This is a genomic window from Variovorax xiamenensis (assembly GCF_050916385.1).
Taxonomy (GTDB): Bacteria; Pseudomonadota; Gammaproteobacteria; order Burkholderiales; family Burkholderiaceae_C; genus Variovorax.
In genome coordinates this window covers 2,886,863-2,900,304 of the sequence record NZ_CP139038.1, presented here as the reverse complement: position 1 = coordinate 2,900,304, position 13,442 = coordinate 2,886,863, and the positions used below count along the sequence as shown (strand labels likewise).

Annotated in this window: 14 protein-coding genes; 4 read left to right on the top strand and 10 right to left on the bottom strand. The window is 67.9% G+C overall.

Annotated elements, in window-relative coordinates; translation table 11 throughout:
- Positions 1 to 127 precede the first annotated feature (127 nt).
- Complete coding sequence (locus SFB74_RS12960) at positions 128 to 775, top strand: DJ-1/PfpI family protein (RefSeq protein WP_432731199.1); 648 nt, start codon at positions 128 to 130, stop codon at positions 773 to 775.
- Complete coding sequence (locus tag SFB74_RS12955) at positions 772 to 1,284, top strand: CinA family protein (RefSeq protein ID WP_432731198.1); 513 nt, start codon at positions 772 to 774, stop codon at positions 1,282 to 1,284. The genes SFB74_RS12960 and SFB74_RS12955 overlap by 4 nt, the downstream gene beginning before the upstream one ends.
- Positions 1,285 to 1,296: 12 nt before the next feature.
- On the opposite strand, the gene SFB74_RS12950 is transcribed toward SFB74_RS12955, so the two are convergent.
- The 5 genes from SFB74_RS12950 to SFB74_RS12930 are packed head-to-tail and all read right to left on the bottom strand — an operon-like array spanning position 1,297 to position 6,302.
- Entirely contained in the window at positions 1,297 to 2,316 is a 1,020-nt protein-coding gene (locus tag SFB74_RS12950) for a tripartite tricarboxylate transporter substrate binding protein BugD (protein WP_432731197.1), read from the bottom strand.
- A 30-nt stretch (positions 2,317 to 2,346) separates the two neighbouring features.
- Positions 2,347 to 3,201: an HpcH/HpaI aldolase/citrate lyase family protein gene (locus SFB74_RS12945; protein WP_432731196.1), complete on the bottom strand. Its 855-nt coding sequence runs from the start codon at positions 3,199 to 3,201 to the stop codon at positions 2,347 to 2,349.
- Positions 3,198 to 4,379: a CaiB/BaiF CoA transferase family protein gene (locus tag SFB74_RS12940; protein ID WP_432731195.1), complete on the bottom strand. Its 1,182-nt coding sequence runs from the start codon at positions 4,377 to 4,379 to the stop codon at positions 3,198 to 3,200. The genes SFB74_RS12945 and SFB74_RS12940 overlap by 4 nt, the downstream gene beginning before the upstream one ends.
- Positions 4,380 to 4,397: 18 nt before the next feature.
- Positions 4,398 to 5,294, bottom strand: coding sequence for an FAS1-like dehydratase domain-containing protein (locus tag SFB74_RS12935; RefSeq protein ID WP_432731194.1), 897 nt, complete (start codon positions 5,292 to 5,294; stop codon positions 4,398 to 4,400).
- A 15-nt stretch (positions 5,295 to 5,309) separates the two neighbouring features.
- Positions 5,310 to 6,302 carry a tripartite tricarboxylate transporter substrate binding protein gene (locus tag SFB74_RS12930; protein ID WP_432731193.1) on the bottom strand — a complete coding sequence of 331 codons (993 nt, stop codon included), beginning with the start codon at positions 6,300 to 6,302 and terminating at the stop codon, positions 5,310 to 5,312.
- Positions 6,303 to 6,408: 106 nt separating this feature from the next.
- Between SFB74_RS12930 and SFB74_RS12925 the strand changes: the two genes are divergently transcribed.
- Positions 6,409 to 7,323, top strand: a complete 915-nt coding sequence (locus SFB74_RS12925) for a LysR family transcriptional regulator (protein ID WP_432731191.1) — start codon at positions 6,409 to 6,411, stop codon at positions 7,321 to 7,323.
- A 454-nt stretch (positions 7,324 to 7,777) separates the two neighbouring features.
- On the opposite strand, the gene SFB74_RS12920 is transcribed toward SFB74_RS12925, so the two are convergent.
- The 3 genes from SFB74_RS12920 to yghU are packed head-to-tail and all read right to left on the bottom strand — an operon-like array spanning position 7,778 to position 9,686.
- On the bottom strand, positions 7,778 to 8,197 hold the full coding sequence (locus SFB74_RS12920; RefSeq protein ID WP_432731190.1) for a hypothetical protein: 420 nt from the start codon (positions 8,195 to 8,197) through the stop codon (positions 7,778 to 7,780).
- Positions 8,198 to 8,204: 7 nt separating this feature from the next.
- Entirely contained in the window at positions 8,205 to 8,795 is a 591-nt protein-coding gene (locus tag SFB74_RS12915; protein ID WP_432731189.1) for an NADPH-dependent FMN reductase, read from the bottom strand.
- Positions 8,796 to 8,804: 9 nt separating this feature from the next.
- Positions 8,805 to 9,686 carry a glutathione-dependent disulfide-bond oxidoreductase gene (gene yghU / locus SFB74_RS12910; protein ID WP_432731188.1) on the bottom strand — a complete coding sequence of 294 codons (882 nt, stop codon included), beginning with the start codon at positions 9,684 to 9,686 and terminating at the stop codon, positions 8,805 to 8,807.
- Positions 9,687 to 9,714: 28 nt separating this feature from the next.
- On the opposite strand from yghU, the gene SFB74_RS12905 reads away from it, so the two are divergent.
- Positions 9,715 to 10,359, top strand: coding sequence for a glutathione S-transferase family protein (locus tag SFB74_RS12905; protein ID WP_432731187.1), 645 nt, complete (start codon positions 9,715 to 9,717; stop codon positions 10,357 to 10,359).
- A gap of 48 nt (positions 10,360 to 10,407) precedes the next feature.
- Here SFB74_RS12905 and SFB74_RS12900 read toward each other — a convergent pair whose 3' ends face one another.
- Both SFB74_RS12900 and phaC read right to left on the bottom strand, forming a co-directional pair.
- Positions 10,408 to 11,586 carry an acetyl-CoA C-acetyltransferase gene (locus SFB74_RS12900; protein WP_093201945.1) on the bottom strand — a complete coding sequence of 393 codons (1,179 nt, stop codon included), beginning with the start codon at positions 11,584 to 11,586 and terminating at the stop codon, positions 10,408 to 10,410.
- Between the two features lie 61 nt (positions 11,587 to 11,647).
- Positions 11,648 to 13,399, bottom strand: coding sequence for a class I poly(R)-hydroxyalkanoic acid synthase (gene phaC / locus SFB74_RS12895; RefSeq protein WP_432731931.1), 1,752 nt, complete (start codon positions 13,397 to 13,399; stop codon positions 11,648 to 11,650).
- Between the last annotated feature and the right edge of the window lie 43 nt (positions 13,400 to 13,442).

The following is a 13,442-nucleotide window of genomic DNA, read 5'->3' as shown; positions in this document are numbered from 1 at the left end:
GAAAACACTGAGCCAAGCTTGCAACCAGCTGTCACGAAGATTGTTCATGAGGCGGCCTTCGTGCTCACCCTCTATCCTCGCATCCGTGCGTGTCCGCGCAGGCAAAAAACCCAAGGAGTTCCAAAGTATGAATTTCGGGATCATCGTCTTCCCCGACGTCGAGGAACTCGACTTCGTCGGCCCCTGGGAAATGCTCACCATGTGGAGCAAGCTGGCCGGCGGTCCCGAGCACTGCCTGATCGTGGCCGAGAAGCGCGAGCCGGTGGCCTGCGCCAAGGGCCTCTCGATCAACCCCCACGTTTCCTTCGCCGACTGCCCCCAGCTCGACTGCCTGCTCGTTCCCGGCGGCATGGGCACCCGTCGCGAGGTCGACAACGTGGTCATGACCCGCTTCCTCGCCGACCAGGCGCCCGGATGCACCACGCTGATGTCGGTATGCACCGGCGCCTTCGTGCTGCACGCAGCCGGGTTGCTCTCGGGCAAGACCGCGACCACGCACTGGGGATCGCTCGACCGCCTGCGCGCACTGGGCGACGTGAAGGTGGTGGAGCAGCGCTTCGTGCAGGACGGCAACGTCTGGACATCGGCTGGGGTATCGGCCGGTACCGACCTGATGCTGGCCTACATCGCCCACAGCGCGGGCGAGGAAGCCGCCGCCAAGGTGCAGCTGCAGGCCGAGTACTACCCTGCGGACACCGTCTACGGCAACACCGCGAGCCACGAGCGCGCACCGGCCTACGTGAAGCGGCCCGGTCCGCGCTTCCACGCGCAATGAGCGCGCCTGTCCTCCCCGAACCGCTGCCGGTGCTCGCGGCCCGCGTGGGCGAAGCACTGCGGGCACGGGGCCAGACTGTGGCGGTGGTCGAATCGTCGGCCGGCGGCCTGGTGTCGGCCGCCCTGCTCGCCATCGCGGGCGCCTCGGCGTACTTCAAGGGCGGTGCGATCGTCTACTCGAGGCGAGCCGGCCGCGCCCTGCTGGACCTGACCGCCGAAGACATGGCCGGCATGCGCGGCGAGACCGAGCCCTACGCCCGGCTCGTCGCCGGCCGGGTGCGCGACACCCACCACTCGAGCTGGGGCATCGCCGAAAGCGGCGCGGCCGGGCCGTCGCCGAGCCCGTACGGCGACGTGCCGGGACGCGTGTGCCTCGCGATCGTCGGCCCGATCACTGTGAGCCGCACCGTCGAGACCGGCGATGCGGACCGGCCGGCGAACATGGACCTGTTCGCGCGGCACCTGCTCACACTCTTCGACGAAGTCCTGCGCGAACAGCCCCCGGCCTGACGAAGGAAAAGATCAGTCCGCCTGCACGCCCGCCGCGCGGATCACCTTGCCCCACTTGGCGACCTCCGCCGTCAGATGCGAGCGCAGGCTCTCGGGCGTCTGCTTTTCCACCGGCACGATCTCCGAGCTGAGTTCGGCCAGCCGGTGCTTCACCATGTCGTCCTGCAGCCCCGCGCGCAGGGCGGCGTTGAGCCTCTCGATCACCGCGGGCGGGGTGCCCTTGGGCGCATAGATGCCGTGCCACACCCGCACGTCGAATCCCTTGAGCCCCTGCTCATCGAGCGTCGGGATGTTCGGCAGGCTCCACAGCCGCTGCGGCGTGGTCACGCCGAACACCTTCACCCGGTTGCCGTCCTTGATGACCGGCGCGGTCTGCGTGGTCTGGTCGCACAGCAGGTCGACCTGCCCGCCCATCAGGTCGTTGAGCGCCGGCCCCGCACCCTTGTAGGGCACGGTGGTCAGCTGCACCCCGATCTGGTTCATGAAGAGCAGCCCGCAAAGCTGCGACACCGCGCCCACGCCAGCGTTGGCCAGCGTGACCTTGTCCTTGTTGGCTTTCACGTAGGCCAGCAGCTCCTGGTAGTTGTTGGCCGGAAAGTCCTTGCGCGACAGCAGCGTCATCGGCACGTCCAGCACCTGGCCGACGTATTCGAAGTCCTTCAGCGGGTCGTAGTTGAGCTTCTTGTAGAGCGCGGGCGCGGTGGCCATGCCCATGTGGTGGATCAGGATGGTGTAGCCGTTGGGCGCCGCCTTGGCCACCCGCGTGGGCGCGATGGTGCCGCCCGCGCCCACGGTGTTCTCGACGATCACCGGCTGGCCCAGCGACTTGCCCATGGGAATGGCCAGCATGCGCGCCACCACGTCGGTCGGGCCGCCGGCCGAGTACGGCACGACCATCGTCACCGGCTTGTCGGGCCATGCGGCCTGCGCCGATGCCGACGCCTGGAAGGCGAGCAGGCAGGCGCCGGCGGATGCGGCGATCAGGGTCTTGAGTTTCCAGGTCTTCTTCGTTGCTCTCGTTGCTCTCGTCACTTGCTTGTCTCCTTTGTGGTTTGTCTCTGTTCAGGGTTGCTCTTCGAGCGCGAGCAGGCGTTCGGCCAGCCGCACCACGGGTGCATCGACCATCCGCCCGTCGAGGCTCACGACACCGCCGCCGGCCGCGCGTATGGCCTCGACCACGCGGCGGGCCCACGCCAGCTCCTGCGCCGTGGGGCCGAGCGCCGCATGGACCGGCGCGACCTGGTCGGGGTGGATGCACAGCTTGGCGCCGAAGCCGCCGCGCCGAGTACGTGCGGTGTCGGTGGCCAGCCGGGCGGCGTCGCGCCAGTCGGGGGTCACGCCGTCGATGGGCGCTGCAAGGCCGGCGCGGCGCGTGGCCAGCAGCAGCGCGAGACGCACCGGCACCAGCTCGGCCTCGTCCGCATCGCAGGCCAGACCCAGGTCGGCCTGGAAATCCAGGTTGCCGAACGCCAGGCGCAGCACCTGCGGGGCGGCAGCAAGTTCGTCGACCCCAGCAAGGCCGGCGGCCGATTCGATCAGCGGCACCAGCACGGCCGACGGCCCCGCTGCGGCAGCCAGCCGAGAGAGATCGGCCACGCGCTCCGCCTTGGGCAGCACGATGCCGGCGATCAGCCCCTGCGCGGCGAGCGCCCCGACCTGCGCGCGATCGTCGTCGTGCCACGACGTGCCGGCCGCGTTGATGCGCACCAGCAGCCGTCGCCGGTCTTCGGCGGGCAGCGCGGCGAACGAAGATGCCAGTTGCTCGCGCGCCGATGCCTTGCGCTCGGGCGCGACGGCGTCTTCCAGATCGACGATCACGCCGCCCGCCCCGGTTGCGAGCGCGCGCGCATGGCGCTCCGGCCGGTCGGCGGGCACGAAGAGAAAGGCGCGTGCCAGCGAAAGCGACGGCGCGCTCACACCGCCCTCGCCTCGCGCAGGGCCGCGATGTCCGCCTCGCTGCGCCCGAGGCCGCGCAGGATGGCGTCGGTGTGTTCGCCGACCGCCGGGATCGGGTCCATGCGGTAGTCGAAGGCGCTCTGGCGCCCTGCCGGCAGCAAGGCGGGAATGTCCCCCGCCGGCGAGCCCACCTGCCGCCAGCGCTCGCGCGCCTGCAGCTGCGGATGCGCCCACAAGCCGGCCATGTCGTTCATGCGGGCGTTGGCGATCTGCGCGGTGTCGAGCCGCTCCAGCACCTGCGCCGTGCTCAGCGCGCCGAAGGTCTCGAGGATGATGGCGCGCAGCGTCTCGCGGTTCTCGTTGCGCCGCGCGTTGCTGTCGAAGCGCGGGTCGGCGGCAAGCCCCGCCTGCAGCAGCACCTTCTCGCAGAAGGTGCGCCACTCGCGCTCGTTCTGCAGGCCCAGCATCACGGTGCCGCCGTCGCCCGCGGGGAACGGGCCGTACGGGTAGATGGTCGCGTGCGACGCGGCGCTGCGCGGCGGCGGCGGCGCGCCGTCGTAGGCGTAGTACATCGGGTAGCCCATCCACTCGGCGAGCGATTCGAGCATCGACACGTCGATGTGCGAGCCCTTGCCCGTCTTTCCGCGCTGGAGCAGCGCCGCGAGGATGCCGGTGTACGCATACATGCCGGCCGCGATGTCGGCGATGGAGTTGCCCGACTTGCAGGGCTCGTCCGGCGTGCCAGTCACCGAGAGAAAGCCCGCCTCGCTCTGGATCAGCAGGTCGTAGGCCTTCTTGTCGCGGTACGGGCCGTCCTCGCCGTAGCCCGAGATGTCGCAGACGATGAGCTTCGGGTGCTTCGCCTGCAGCGCTTGCGCGCCCAGCCCCATGCGCGCGGCGGCGCCGGGCGCGAGGTTCTGCACCAGCACGTCGGCATCGGCCAGCAGCTCCTGCAGCACGGCGAGCGCGGCGGGCTGCTTGAGATCGAGCGTGAGGCTTTCCTTCGAGCGGTTCACCCACACGAAATGCGAGGCCTCGCCGCCGACGCGGGCGTCGTAGGCCCGCGCGAAGTCGCCCGCGCCGGGGCGCTCCACCTTGATGACGCGTGCGCCGAGGTCGGCCAGTTGGCGCGTGCAGAACGGCGCGGCGATGGCGTGCTCGAGAGAGATGACGGTGATGCCGTCCAGGGGTCTTGTCATGTGTTCTTCCTTCCCCGCTCAGGCCAGCACGGCCGTGGCCTGCATGGTGAGCCAGCCGTCGGCGTCCTCGCCCCAGAGCGCAAAGGTCTTTCCGTCGCTCGACGGCTTGCCGTGCACACGGAACGGCGCGATATCGAAAGTCGGTCGCACTGCGCGGAACTCGAAGCGCGCGAGCTGCGCGCCCGGCACGTTGCGGCGCAGCAGGTCGACCAGCAGCGTCGCGATCAGCGGGCCGTGCACGATCAGGCCCGGGTAGCCCTCGACCTGCGTGACATAGCGGCGGTCGTAGTGGATGCGATGGCCGTTGAAGGTGAGCGCCGAGTAGCGGAAGAGCAGCACGTCGTCGGGCGCGATGTCGCGGCTGAAGGTGGCGTCCTTCGGCGCTGGCGTGGGCGGCGGGCCTGCTTCGCCCGGTTGCGCCGCGGCGCGGTAGACGATGTCGTGCTCCTCGGTCAGCGCGAGGCCGCGTTCGTTGCGCACCTCGTGGCGCACCAGCACGAAGACCAGCTCGCCGCTGCGGCCCGCCTTGTGCGTGACCGAGACGATGCGCGAGGTGCGCTCCACCTTGTCGCCGACCTGCAGCGGATTGCCCGGCTCCCACGCGAGCCGCCCGCCCGCCCACATGCGGCGCGGCAGCGGCACCGGTGGCAGGAAGCCGCCGCGCTTCGCGTGGCCGTCCTCGCCGATCTCCGACTGGCGGTGGTGCGGCAGGAAGTAGAGCCAGTGCCACAGCTCGGGCAGGCGCGTGCCGGGTTGCGGCGGCGCGTCGTCGCGGTCGAGCGTGGCGGAAAGCGCGCGCACGGGCGCGGCGGTGATGTCGTCGGCCAACGTTTCGCTGCGGCCCTGCCAGGCCTGCAGCTTCGCCAGCGTGTCGCTGTCGATCGCGGGAGATGAGGTCTGTGTGTCGTTGCTCATGGATTTCTTCGTCGTTCAGTCGACCGCGGCGCCGGAGGCCTTGACGATCCGCGCCCACTTGGCGAGGTCGTCATGCAGCAGCGCCGAGAACTGTTCGGGGGTGGTCGGCGCGGCGATCTCCACGCCCTGCTGGTCCAGCTTGTCGCGCAGGTCCTTCGAGGCCAGCGCCTTGCGCGTGGCGTCCTGCAGCGTGGCGAGCACGTCGGCCGGCACGCCCGCCGGAGCGAAGAGACCGATCCACAGCGTGCCGTTGTAGCCGGGCACGGCCTCGGCGATGGTGGGCACGTCGGGCAGCACGGGCGAGCGCTTCTCGCCGCTGACCGCCAGCGCGCGCAGCTTGCCGGCCTTGATGTGCGGCAGCGCCGAAGGCAGGCTCGCGAACACGATGGGCAGCTGCCCGCCCAGCACGTCGTTGAGCGCCGGCGCCACGCCCTTGTACGGCACGTGCTGCATCGAGATGCCGGCCATGCTGTTGAGCATTTCGCCGAGCAGGTGGTTGAGCGTGCCGTTGCCGGCCGAGGCGTACTGGTAGTTGGCGCCCTTGGCCCGCGCGAGCTTCAGGAACTCGGCGAGGTTCTTCGCCGGGAACGAAGGATTGACCAGCAGCACGTTGGGCACCGCGCCGACGAGGCCGACGGGCTTGAAATCCTTCTCGGGGTCGAAGCCCGGGTTCTTGTACAGCGCCGGGTTGATGGCCTGGCTGCTGCTGATGGTCATGAGCAGCGTGTAGCCGTCCTTCGGGCCCTTGGCCACCAGCTGCGTGCCGATGTTGCCGCCCGCGCCGGGGCGGTTGTCGACCACCACGCTGGCGTTGTTCATCACCTCGCCGAGCTTCTGGCCGACGAGGCGGCCGACGATGTCGTTGGTGCCGCCTGCGGCCTGGGGCACGACGAGCGTGACGGGGCGCGAGGGATAGCTTTGCGCGAGCGCGGGGCCGGCCGGAAGCACGAGCGCGGCCGCCAGCGACAGCAGCGCCAATGCGCGGAATTTCGTGTGTCTTGTCTCCATGGCCCGCATGGTCTGCCGCCCCACCCTCGCGCGCAATCTGCGATTTCGGAACCCAGCCTTCCGCATTTCCGAAGGCTGGTGGCATCCCGCGGCCTACCATCGCCCGATGCTCTTCGACCTCACCGACCTGCGCCTCTTCGTCGCCACGGCCGAACTCGGCAACCTCACGCGGGCCGCCGAGCGCCAGCACCTGTCGCTGGCCGCCGCCAGCGCACGCATCAAGGCGCTGGAAACGCAGGCCGGCCTGCAGCTGTTGCAGCGCGAAGCCCGCGGCGTGCGGCTGCTGCCGCCGGGCGAAGCCTTCCTGCATCACGCTCGCCTCGTGCTGCACCAGACCGAACAGCTGCGCGCCGACCTGCTCGAGTACGGCGGCGGCCTGCGCGGCCACCTGCGCGTGTTCGCCAACACCACGGCGGTGACCGACTTCCTGCCCGAGATTCTGCCGGGCTTCCTGGCGCGCAACCCGCGCATCAACGTCGACCTTCAGGAAAAACCGAATGCTCAGATACCGCGCGGCGTGCTCGACGGCCGCGCCGACATCGGCATCGTCGCGGGCCGCGTCGACACGCTGGGGCTGGAAGCCATCCACTTCAGCACCGACCGGCTGGTGCTCGCAACTTCGCGCAAACATCGCTTCGCGAAGCGCAGGAAGATCTCTTTCGCCGAGACGCTGGACGAAGACGCCATCGGCATGCAGCAGGGCAGCACGCTGCAGACCTTTCTCTCGCAGATCACCGACAACCTCGGCAAGCGGCAGAAGCTGCGCATCCAGCTCGGCAGCTTCGACGCCATGTGCCGGATGATCGGCAACGGCGTGGGCATCGGCGTGGTGCCGGAGTCGGCGGCACGGCGCAACCAGGAAAGCATGCAGCTCGCGCTCATCGATCTCGCCGACGCTTGGTGCGTGCGGGAGCGATACCTGCTGGTGCGGGACCGCGCGGCGCTGCCGGTCTATGCGCAGGCGCTGGTCGACACGCTATGCCGGCATTACGCAGAACAGCAGGCAGCCTCCGAAAGCTGACGACGACACCGGAAAAACAGCAACTTGCGCGCGATTGCTGAACAACCTGCTCCCGTCCCCATTTTCTGTGGGCAACTTTGGGGGTAACTCATGAGGAGCCTTGTAAAACGGATGCAAGTCGTTGTTTTACAAGGGTATTCCTTAGTTTGCTCAATTTTTGGGCGGTGAACAACCTGGGCCGCCCAAACCGCTTCGCCGAGCCCTCGAACCACCTCCCGCTCCGGTTTTTCACGGTTTTCCGTGAACGAAAAACGCTATCGGATCAGCCACTTGCGGCCGGAATGTGGAAAAGCCGGCTTCTTCCCCATTTTCAGTGCACAACTTTGGGGATAACTCATGAGGAGCGTTGTAAAAGCAACGTAAGTTGTTGTTTTACAAAGGCATTCCACACTTTGCCCAAAAAATGAGCGGTGAACAAGATGCCGTTGGAGGCGGTGCCGGTGGCAAAAATCTGCTAGCGCAGTGAATAGACGCCGTTCGCCCAGAACGCGCCGGAAGCGGTCTGAAGCGAGACCGTCACTTTCCTTCCTTGCGGATCGACCTGCACGTCGCCGCCCGTGACCGGCACAACGGCGGAAGGGAACGGACTCTCGTCGGTGAGAACGATCTGCCCCGCTTCATAACGCGCGGCCGCGACCGGCTTTTCAGGCAGGCGAATCGAGAGCGACGCGACCTCCCCATACAGGAAGCCGTTGTGGCCGGAGACCGCCCAGTTTCCGGTTGGAGCCTTCAATGAAATCCGGTGAATCGGCTCTCTGTCCGCGCGGCAGCTGCAATCGAACGTGGCATACCGCGTCGGGAAGGAAACGCAACCCGACAGCAGGAACAGGAACACGAGAGCGGCGACGAACGGCCGGCGCGCGCTCATGGCCATCGATCGATCAGTACGGCGGCGCCTTGCGCGCACGCTGCGCCCGCGCCGCCTCGGTCCACCAGGCGAGGTCGTCCGCAAAACGGCCGAACGAACGCTGCAGCGATTCGCCGGCAGGCCCCGTCGGCTTGCCTGCCGCATCCAGCGTCTGCGAGATCGGCCCGACGGCCAGCGTGCTCGACACCACGACCATGCCCATCTCCGACAGGATCGAATGCCACACCGTGCCCGAGCGCACGCCCGAGAAACGCCCAGCCGAATAGCTCGCGATGGCCGCGGGGCGCCAGAACCATTCCTCTAGGAAATGGTCGGTGAGGTTCTTCAGGCCCGGCTGCGGGCCCCAGTTGTATTCGCCGGTGACGAAGACGAAGGCGTCGGCCGTGCGGATCTTCTCGGCGAGCGCTTCCATCGCCGCGGGCGCCGTGCCCTTCGGATATTCCTTGTACATGCGGTCGAGCATGGGCAGGTCGACCGCCTTCGCGTCGATCAGCTCCGCGTCGTCGCCGCGTTCGCGCAGGCCGGCGACGATGTAGTCCGCCAGGCGCACGCCCATGCGGTCGGAGCGGTAGGAGCCGTAGAAAACCAGGATCTTGTCGCTCATGGCTTCGCCCTATTTCCGTTCCGCTTCGAGCTTGTCCTGCGTGCGGGTGTCGAAATCACCGGCGTCGTGGCGCTCGTGCAGCTGGCTGGAGGGCTGGCCCCAGGTGCGGTTGACCATGCGGCCGCGCTGCACGGCCGGTCGCCGGGCGATCTCGTCGGTCCAGCGCAGCACGTTCCTGTATTCGCCCACCTGCAGGAACTCGCCCGCTTCGTAGAGCTGCCCCTTGGCCAGCGTGCCGTACCAGGGCCAGACGGCCATGTCGGCGATGGTGTACTCCTCGCCCGCCAGATAGCGGCTCTCGGCCAGGCGGCGGTCGAGCACGTCGAGCTGGCGCTTGGTTTCCATGGCGAAGCGGTCGATGGCGTACTCGATCTTCGTGGGCGCGTAGGCGTAGAAATGCCCGAAGCCGCCGCCCAGGTACGGCGCGCTGCCCATCTGCCAGAAGAGCCACGACAGGCACTCGGCGCGCGCCGCCCGCTCGGTCGGCAGGAAGGCGTTGCCGAACTTCTCGGCCAGGTACTGCAGGATCGCGCCCGACTCGAACACGCGGATCGGCGAGGAGCCGCTGCGGTCCATCAGCGCGGGGATCTTGGAGTTGGGATTCACCGCCACGAAGCCGCTGCCGAACTGGTCGCCTTCGTTGATGCGGATCAGCCAGGCGTCGTACTCGGCTCCCGCGTGGCCCAGCGCCAGCAGTTCCTCGAGCATCACCGTCACCTTCACGCCGTTGGGCGTTGCCAGCGAATAGAGTTGCAGCGGATGCCTGCCTACCGGCAGATCCTTCTCATGCGTGGCGCCCGCGATCGGACGGTTGATGTTCGCGAAGCGCCCGCCGCTTTGCTTGTTCCATGACCAGACGGTGGGCGGCGTGTAGGCTGTCGTGCCATTCATGCGATGAGTTCCAGGAGTTGGACAGACGATGATCATTCTCTACGACTGCGCCACCGCCCCAAGCCCGCGGCGCGCGCGCATCCTGCTTGCCGAGAAGGGCATTGCCCACGAGACCGTGCAGGTCGACCTCGCCCGTGGTGAGCAGATGGGCGAGGCCTACCGCGCGATCAACCCGCAATGCACCGTGCCGGCACTGCGCACGGACGAAGAAGACGGCTTGCTGCTGACCGACAACGCAGCCATCGCGGCATGGGTGGAGGCCCGATACCCGCAGCCGCCGCTGATGGGCATCGCCCCGCGCGAGAAGGCCGAGATCGCCAGCTGGAACTGGCGCATCGAATTCGAAGGCCTGCTGGCCATCGCCGAGACGCTGCGCAACAGTTCACCCGCCATGGCCGACCGCGCGCTGCCCGGCCCGGTGAACTACGCCCAGATCCCCGAGCTCGCGCAGCGCGGGCAGGCACGAATCCAGCATTTCTTCGAGACGCTGAACGAACGGCTGGCCGGCCGAGATTTCATCGCCACCGACCGGTTCAGCATTGCCGACATCACCGCCGTGGTGGCGGTGGATTTCGCCCGCGTGGTGCGGGCCAAGCCTGGGGAGCAGCACCCTGAGCTGCTGCGCTGGCGCGCATCTATGGCGCAGCGGCCGTCGATGGCGATGGCACGCTGAGCCGGCGATGACGGCGCACCGGGCGCCGTCATCGAAACGACTGGACGATCAGCGCTCGATGGTGAGCGCCACGCCCATGCCGCCGCCGATGCACAGCGAGGCGATGCCCTTCTTGGCGTTCTGGCGCTGCATTTCGTGCAGCAGCGTCACCAGGATGCGGCAGCCCGATGCGCCGATGGGGTGGCCGATGGCGATGGCGCCGCCGTTGACGTTCACCTTGTTGATGTCCCAGCCCATTTCCTTGTTCACGGCGCAGGCCTGAGCGGCGAAGGCTTCGTTGATCTCGAGCAGGTCGAGGTCGGCGGCCTTCCAGCCGGCGCGCTGCAGCGCCTTGGTCGAGGCGGGCACGGGGCCCATGCCCATGATGGCGGGGTCGAGGCCGGCGGTGGCGTAGCTGGCGATGCGGCCCAGCGGCTTCAGACCGAGGGCTGCTGCCTTCTTGGCAGTCATCACCATCACGGCGGCGGCGCCGTCGTTCAGGCCCGAGGCATTGCCCGCGGTCACGCCGCCGGCCTTGTCGAAGGCGGGGCGCAGGCCGGCCAGGCCTTCGGCGCTGGTCTTGCGGTTGATGAATTCGTCGGTGTTGAAGACGACGGGGTCGCCCTTCTTCTGCGGAATGCTCACGCCGACGATCTCGTCCTTGAACTTGCCGGCGTCCTGCGCGGCGGCGGCCTTGGTCTGGCTGCCCAGCGCCAACTCGTCCTGCGCGGAGCGGTCGATGCCGTACTTCTTGGCCACGTTCTCGGCGGTGATGCCCATGTGGTACTGGTTGTAGACGTCCCACAGGCCGTCGACGATCATGGTGTCGACCAGTTTCCAGTCGCCCATGCGCTGGCCGTTGCGCGAGTTGGGCAGCACGTGCGGCGCGGCGCTCATGTTTTCCTGGCCGCCGGCAATGACGATCTCGCTGTCGCCCGTGGCCACGGCCTGCGCCGCCAGCATCACGGCCTTCAGGCCCGAACCGCACACGGCGTTGATGGTGAGCGCCGGGGTTTCCTTGGTGCCGCCGCTCTTGAGCCATGCCTGGCGCGCGGGGTTCTGGCCCGCGCCGGCTGCCAGCACCTGGCCCATGATGGCCTCGCCGACCTGCTCGGCCGTGAGGTTCGCGCGTGCAATCACTTCCTTGATCACGATCGCACCCAGCTCCGTGGCCGGGATGCCGGCGAGCGAGCCGCCGAACTTGCCGACTGCCGTGCGGGCTGCCGAAACGATGACGATGTCTTCCATGAGGTTCTCCGTTGAAGTGATTTGAAACTCTGTTGCTTCGGTCTTGCGCTGCCGAACTCCGTCAGGCCTTGGCCTTGACGTAGCGTCCGGGTGCCGGCTCGATGGCCTTGTAGGCCTTGCCGTTGCCGTACGCCCTGGGAGCGGGAACCTGTTTGCCCGCGTGCCCCTTGAGCCATTGTGCCCAGTCGGTCCACCAGCTGCCGGGATGCTCCTGCGCGCCGCTCAGCCATTCGGCCTGGGTCTTGGGGAACTTGCCGTCCTCGCGGATCCAGTGGCTGCGCTTCTTCTTGGCTGGCGGGTTGATCACGCCCGCGATGTGGCCCGAAGCGCCCATCACGAAGCGCTTCTTGCCGGGCAGCAGCTGCGTGGAAGCATAGGCGCCGCCGATGGGCACGATGTGGTCCTCGCGCGAGCCGTAGATGTAGGCCGGGATGTCGATGTTGCCGAGGTCGATTTTCTCGCCGCAGACGGTGAGCGCGTTCGGCTTGGCCAGCTTGTTCTCGTGGTACGTGTTGCGCAGGTACCAGGCGTAGAACGGGCCCGGCAGGTTGGTGGCGTCGCTGTTCCAGTAAAGCAGGTCGAAGGGCGGCGGGGTCTCGCCCTTCAGGTAGTTGCCGACCACGTAGTTCCACACCAGGTCGTTGGGCCGCAGGAAGCTGAAGGTCGAGGCCAGGTCTCCGCCGGGCAGCAGGCCGCCGTTGCCGAGTTGCATCTCGCGGTACTGCACCATCTGCTCGTCCACGAAGATGTCGAGGATGCCGGTGTCGCTGAAGTCGAGGAAGGTGGTCAGCAGCGTGACCGACGCTGCCGGCTTCTCGCCGCGCGCCGCGAGCACGGCCAGCGCGGTGCTCAGGATGGTGCCGCCCACGCAGAAACCCAGCGTGTTGATCTGGTTGCTGCCGCTGATTTCCTGCACCGTGTGGATCGCCTTGATGGCGGCGTTCTCGATGTAGTCGTCCCAGGTGGCCTTGCCCATCGACTCGTCGGGGTTGCGCCAGCTCACCACGAACACGCGGTGGCCCTGCTCGTTCGCATAGCGGATCAGCGAGTTCTCGGGCTGCAGGTCGAGGATGTAGAACTTGTTGATGCAGGGCGGCACCAGCAGGAAGGGCCGCTCGTGCACCTTGGCGGTGAGCGGCTTGTATTCGAGCAGCTGGAAGAACTCGTTCTCGAACACCACCGCGCCCTCGGTGGTGGCCACGTTGCGCCCCACTTCGAAGGCGCTCTCGTCGGTCATGCTGAGGTGGCCCTGCCTGACGTCGTTCAGCAGGTTCTGGATGCCCTTGGCGATGCTCTCGCCCTGCGTGTCGATGGCCTTCTTCTGCGCCTCGGCGTTGAAGGCCAGCGAGTTGCTGGGCGCCGAGGCGGCCATCCACTGCTCGACCGCGAAGCGCAGGCGCGCCTTGGTCTTTTCGTCGGCCTCGATGGACTCGGCCATGCTCAGCATGGTGCGGCCGTTGAGCAGGTACACGGCCGCGGAGAAGGCCGACAGGGGGTTGTGCCCCCAGGCGTCGCCCGCGAAGCGCTTGTCGCCCTCGGGTTTCGCATCGAAGCCCTTGCGCCAGAGCTCGGTGGCCTCGGCGAGGTACTGCTGCTGGATGGACTGGAGCTTTTCGGGATCGATGGAGAAACGGGGCAGCTCGGGCATCTGCGGCATTTTCGGCAGCTGCCATAGCGGCGTGCCGCCGATGTCGAAGGCGGAGCCGGCCTGCGCGGTGGACTGCCGGAAAGATTCCAGCGCCTGGGTCCATCCTTGTGAAAGAGCCTGCTGGAAGGGCGCGAACGCATCGGCCCCCGTGGCTTGTTGCTTCATCATGTCTCCTGGTCCTCGCCTGAAACGGTACGGATGGCTTGCG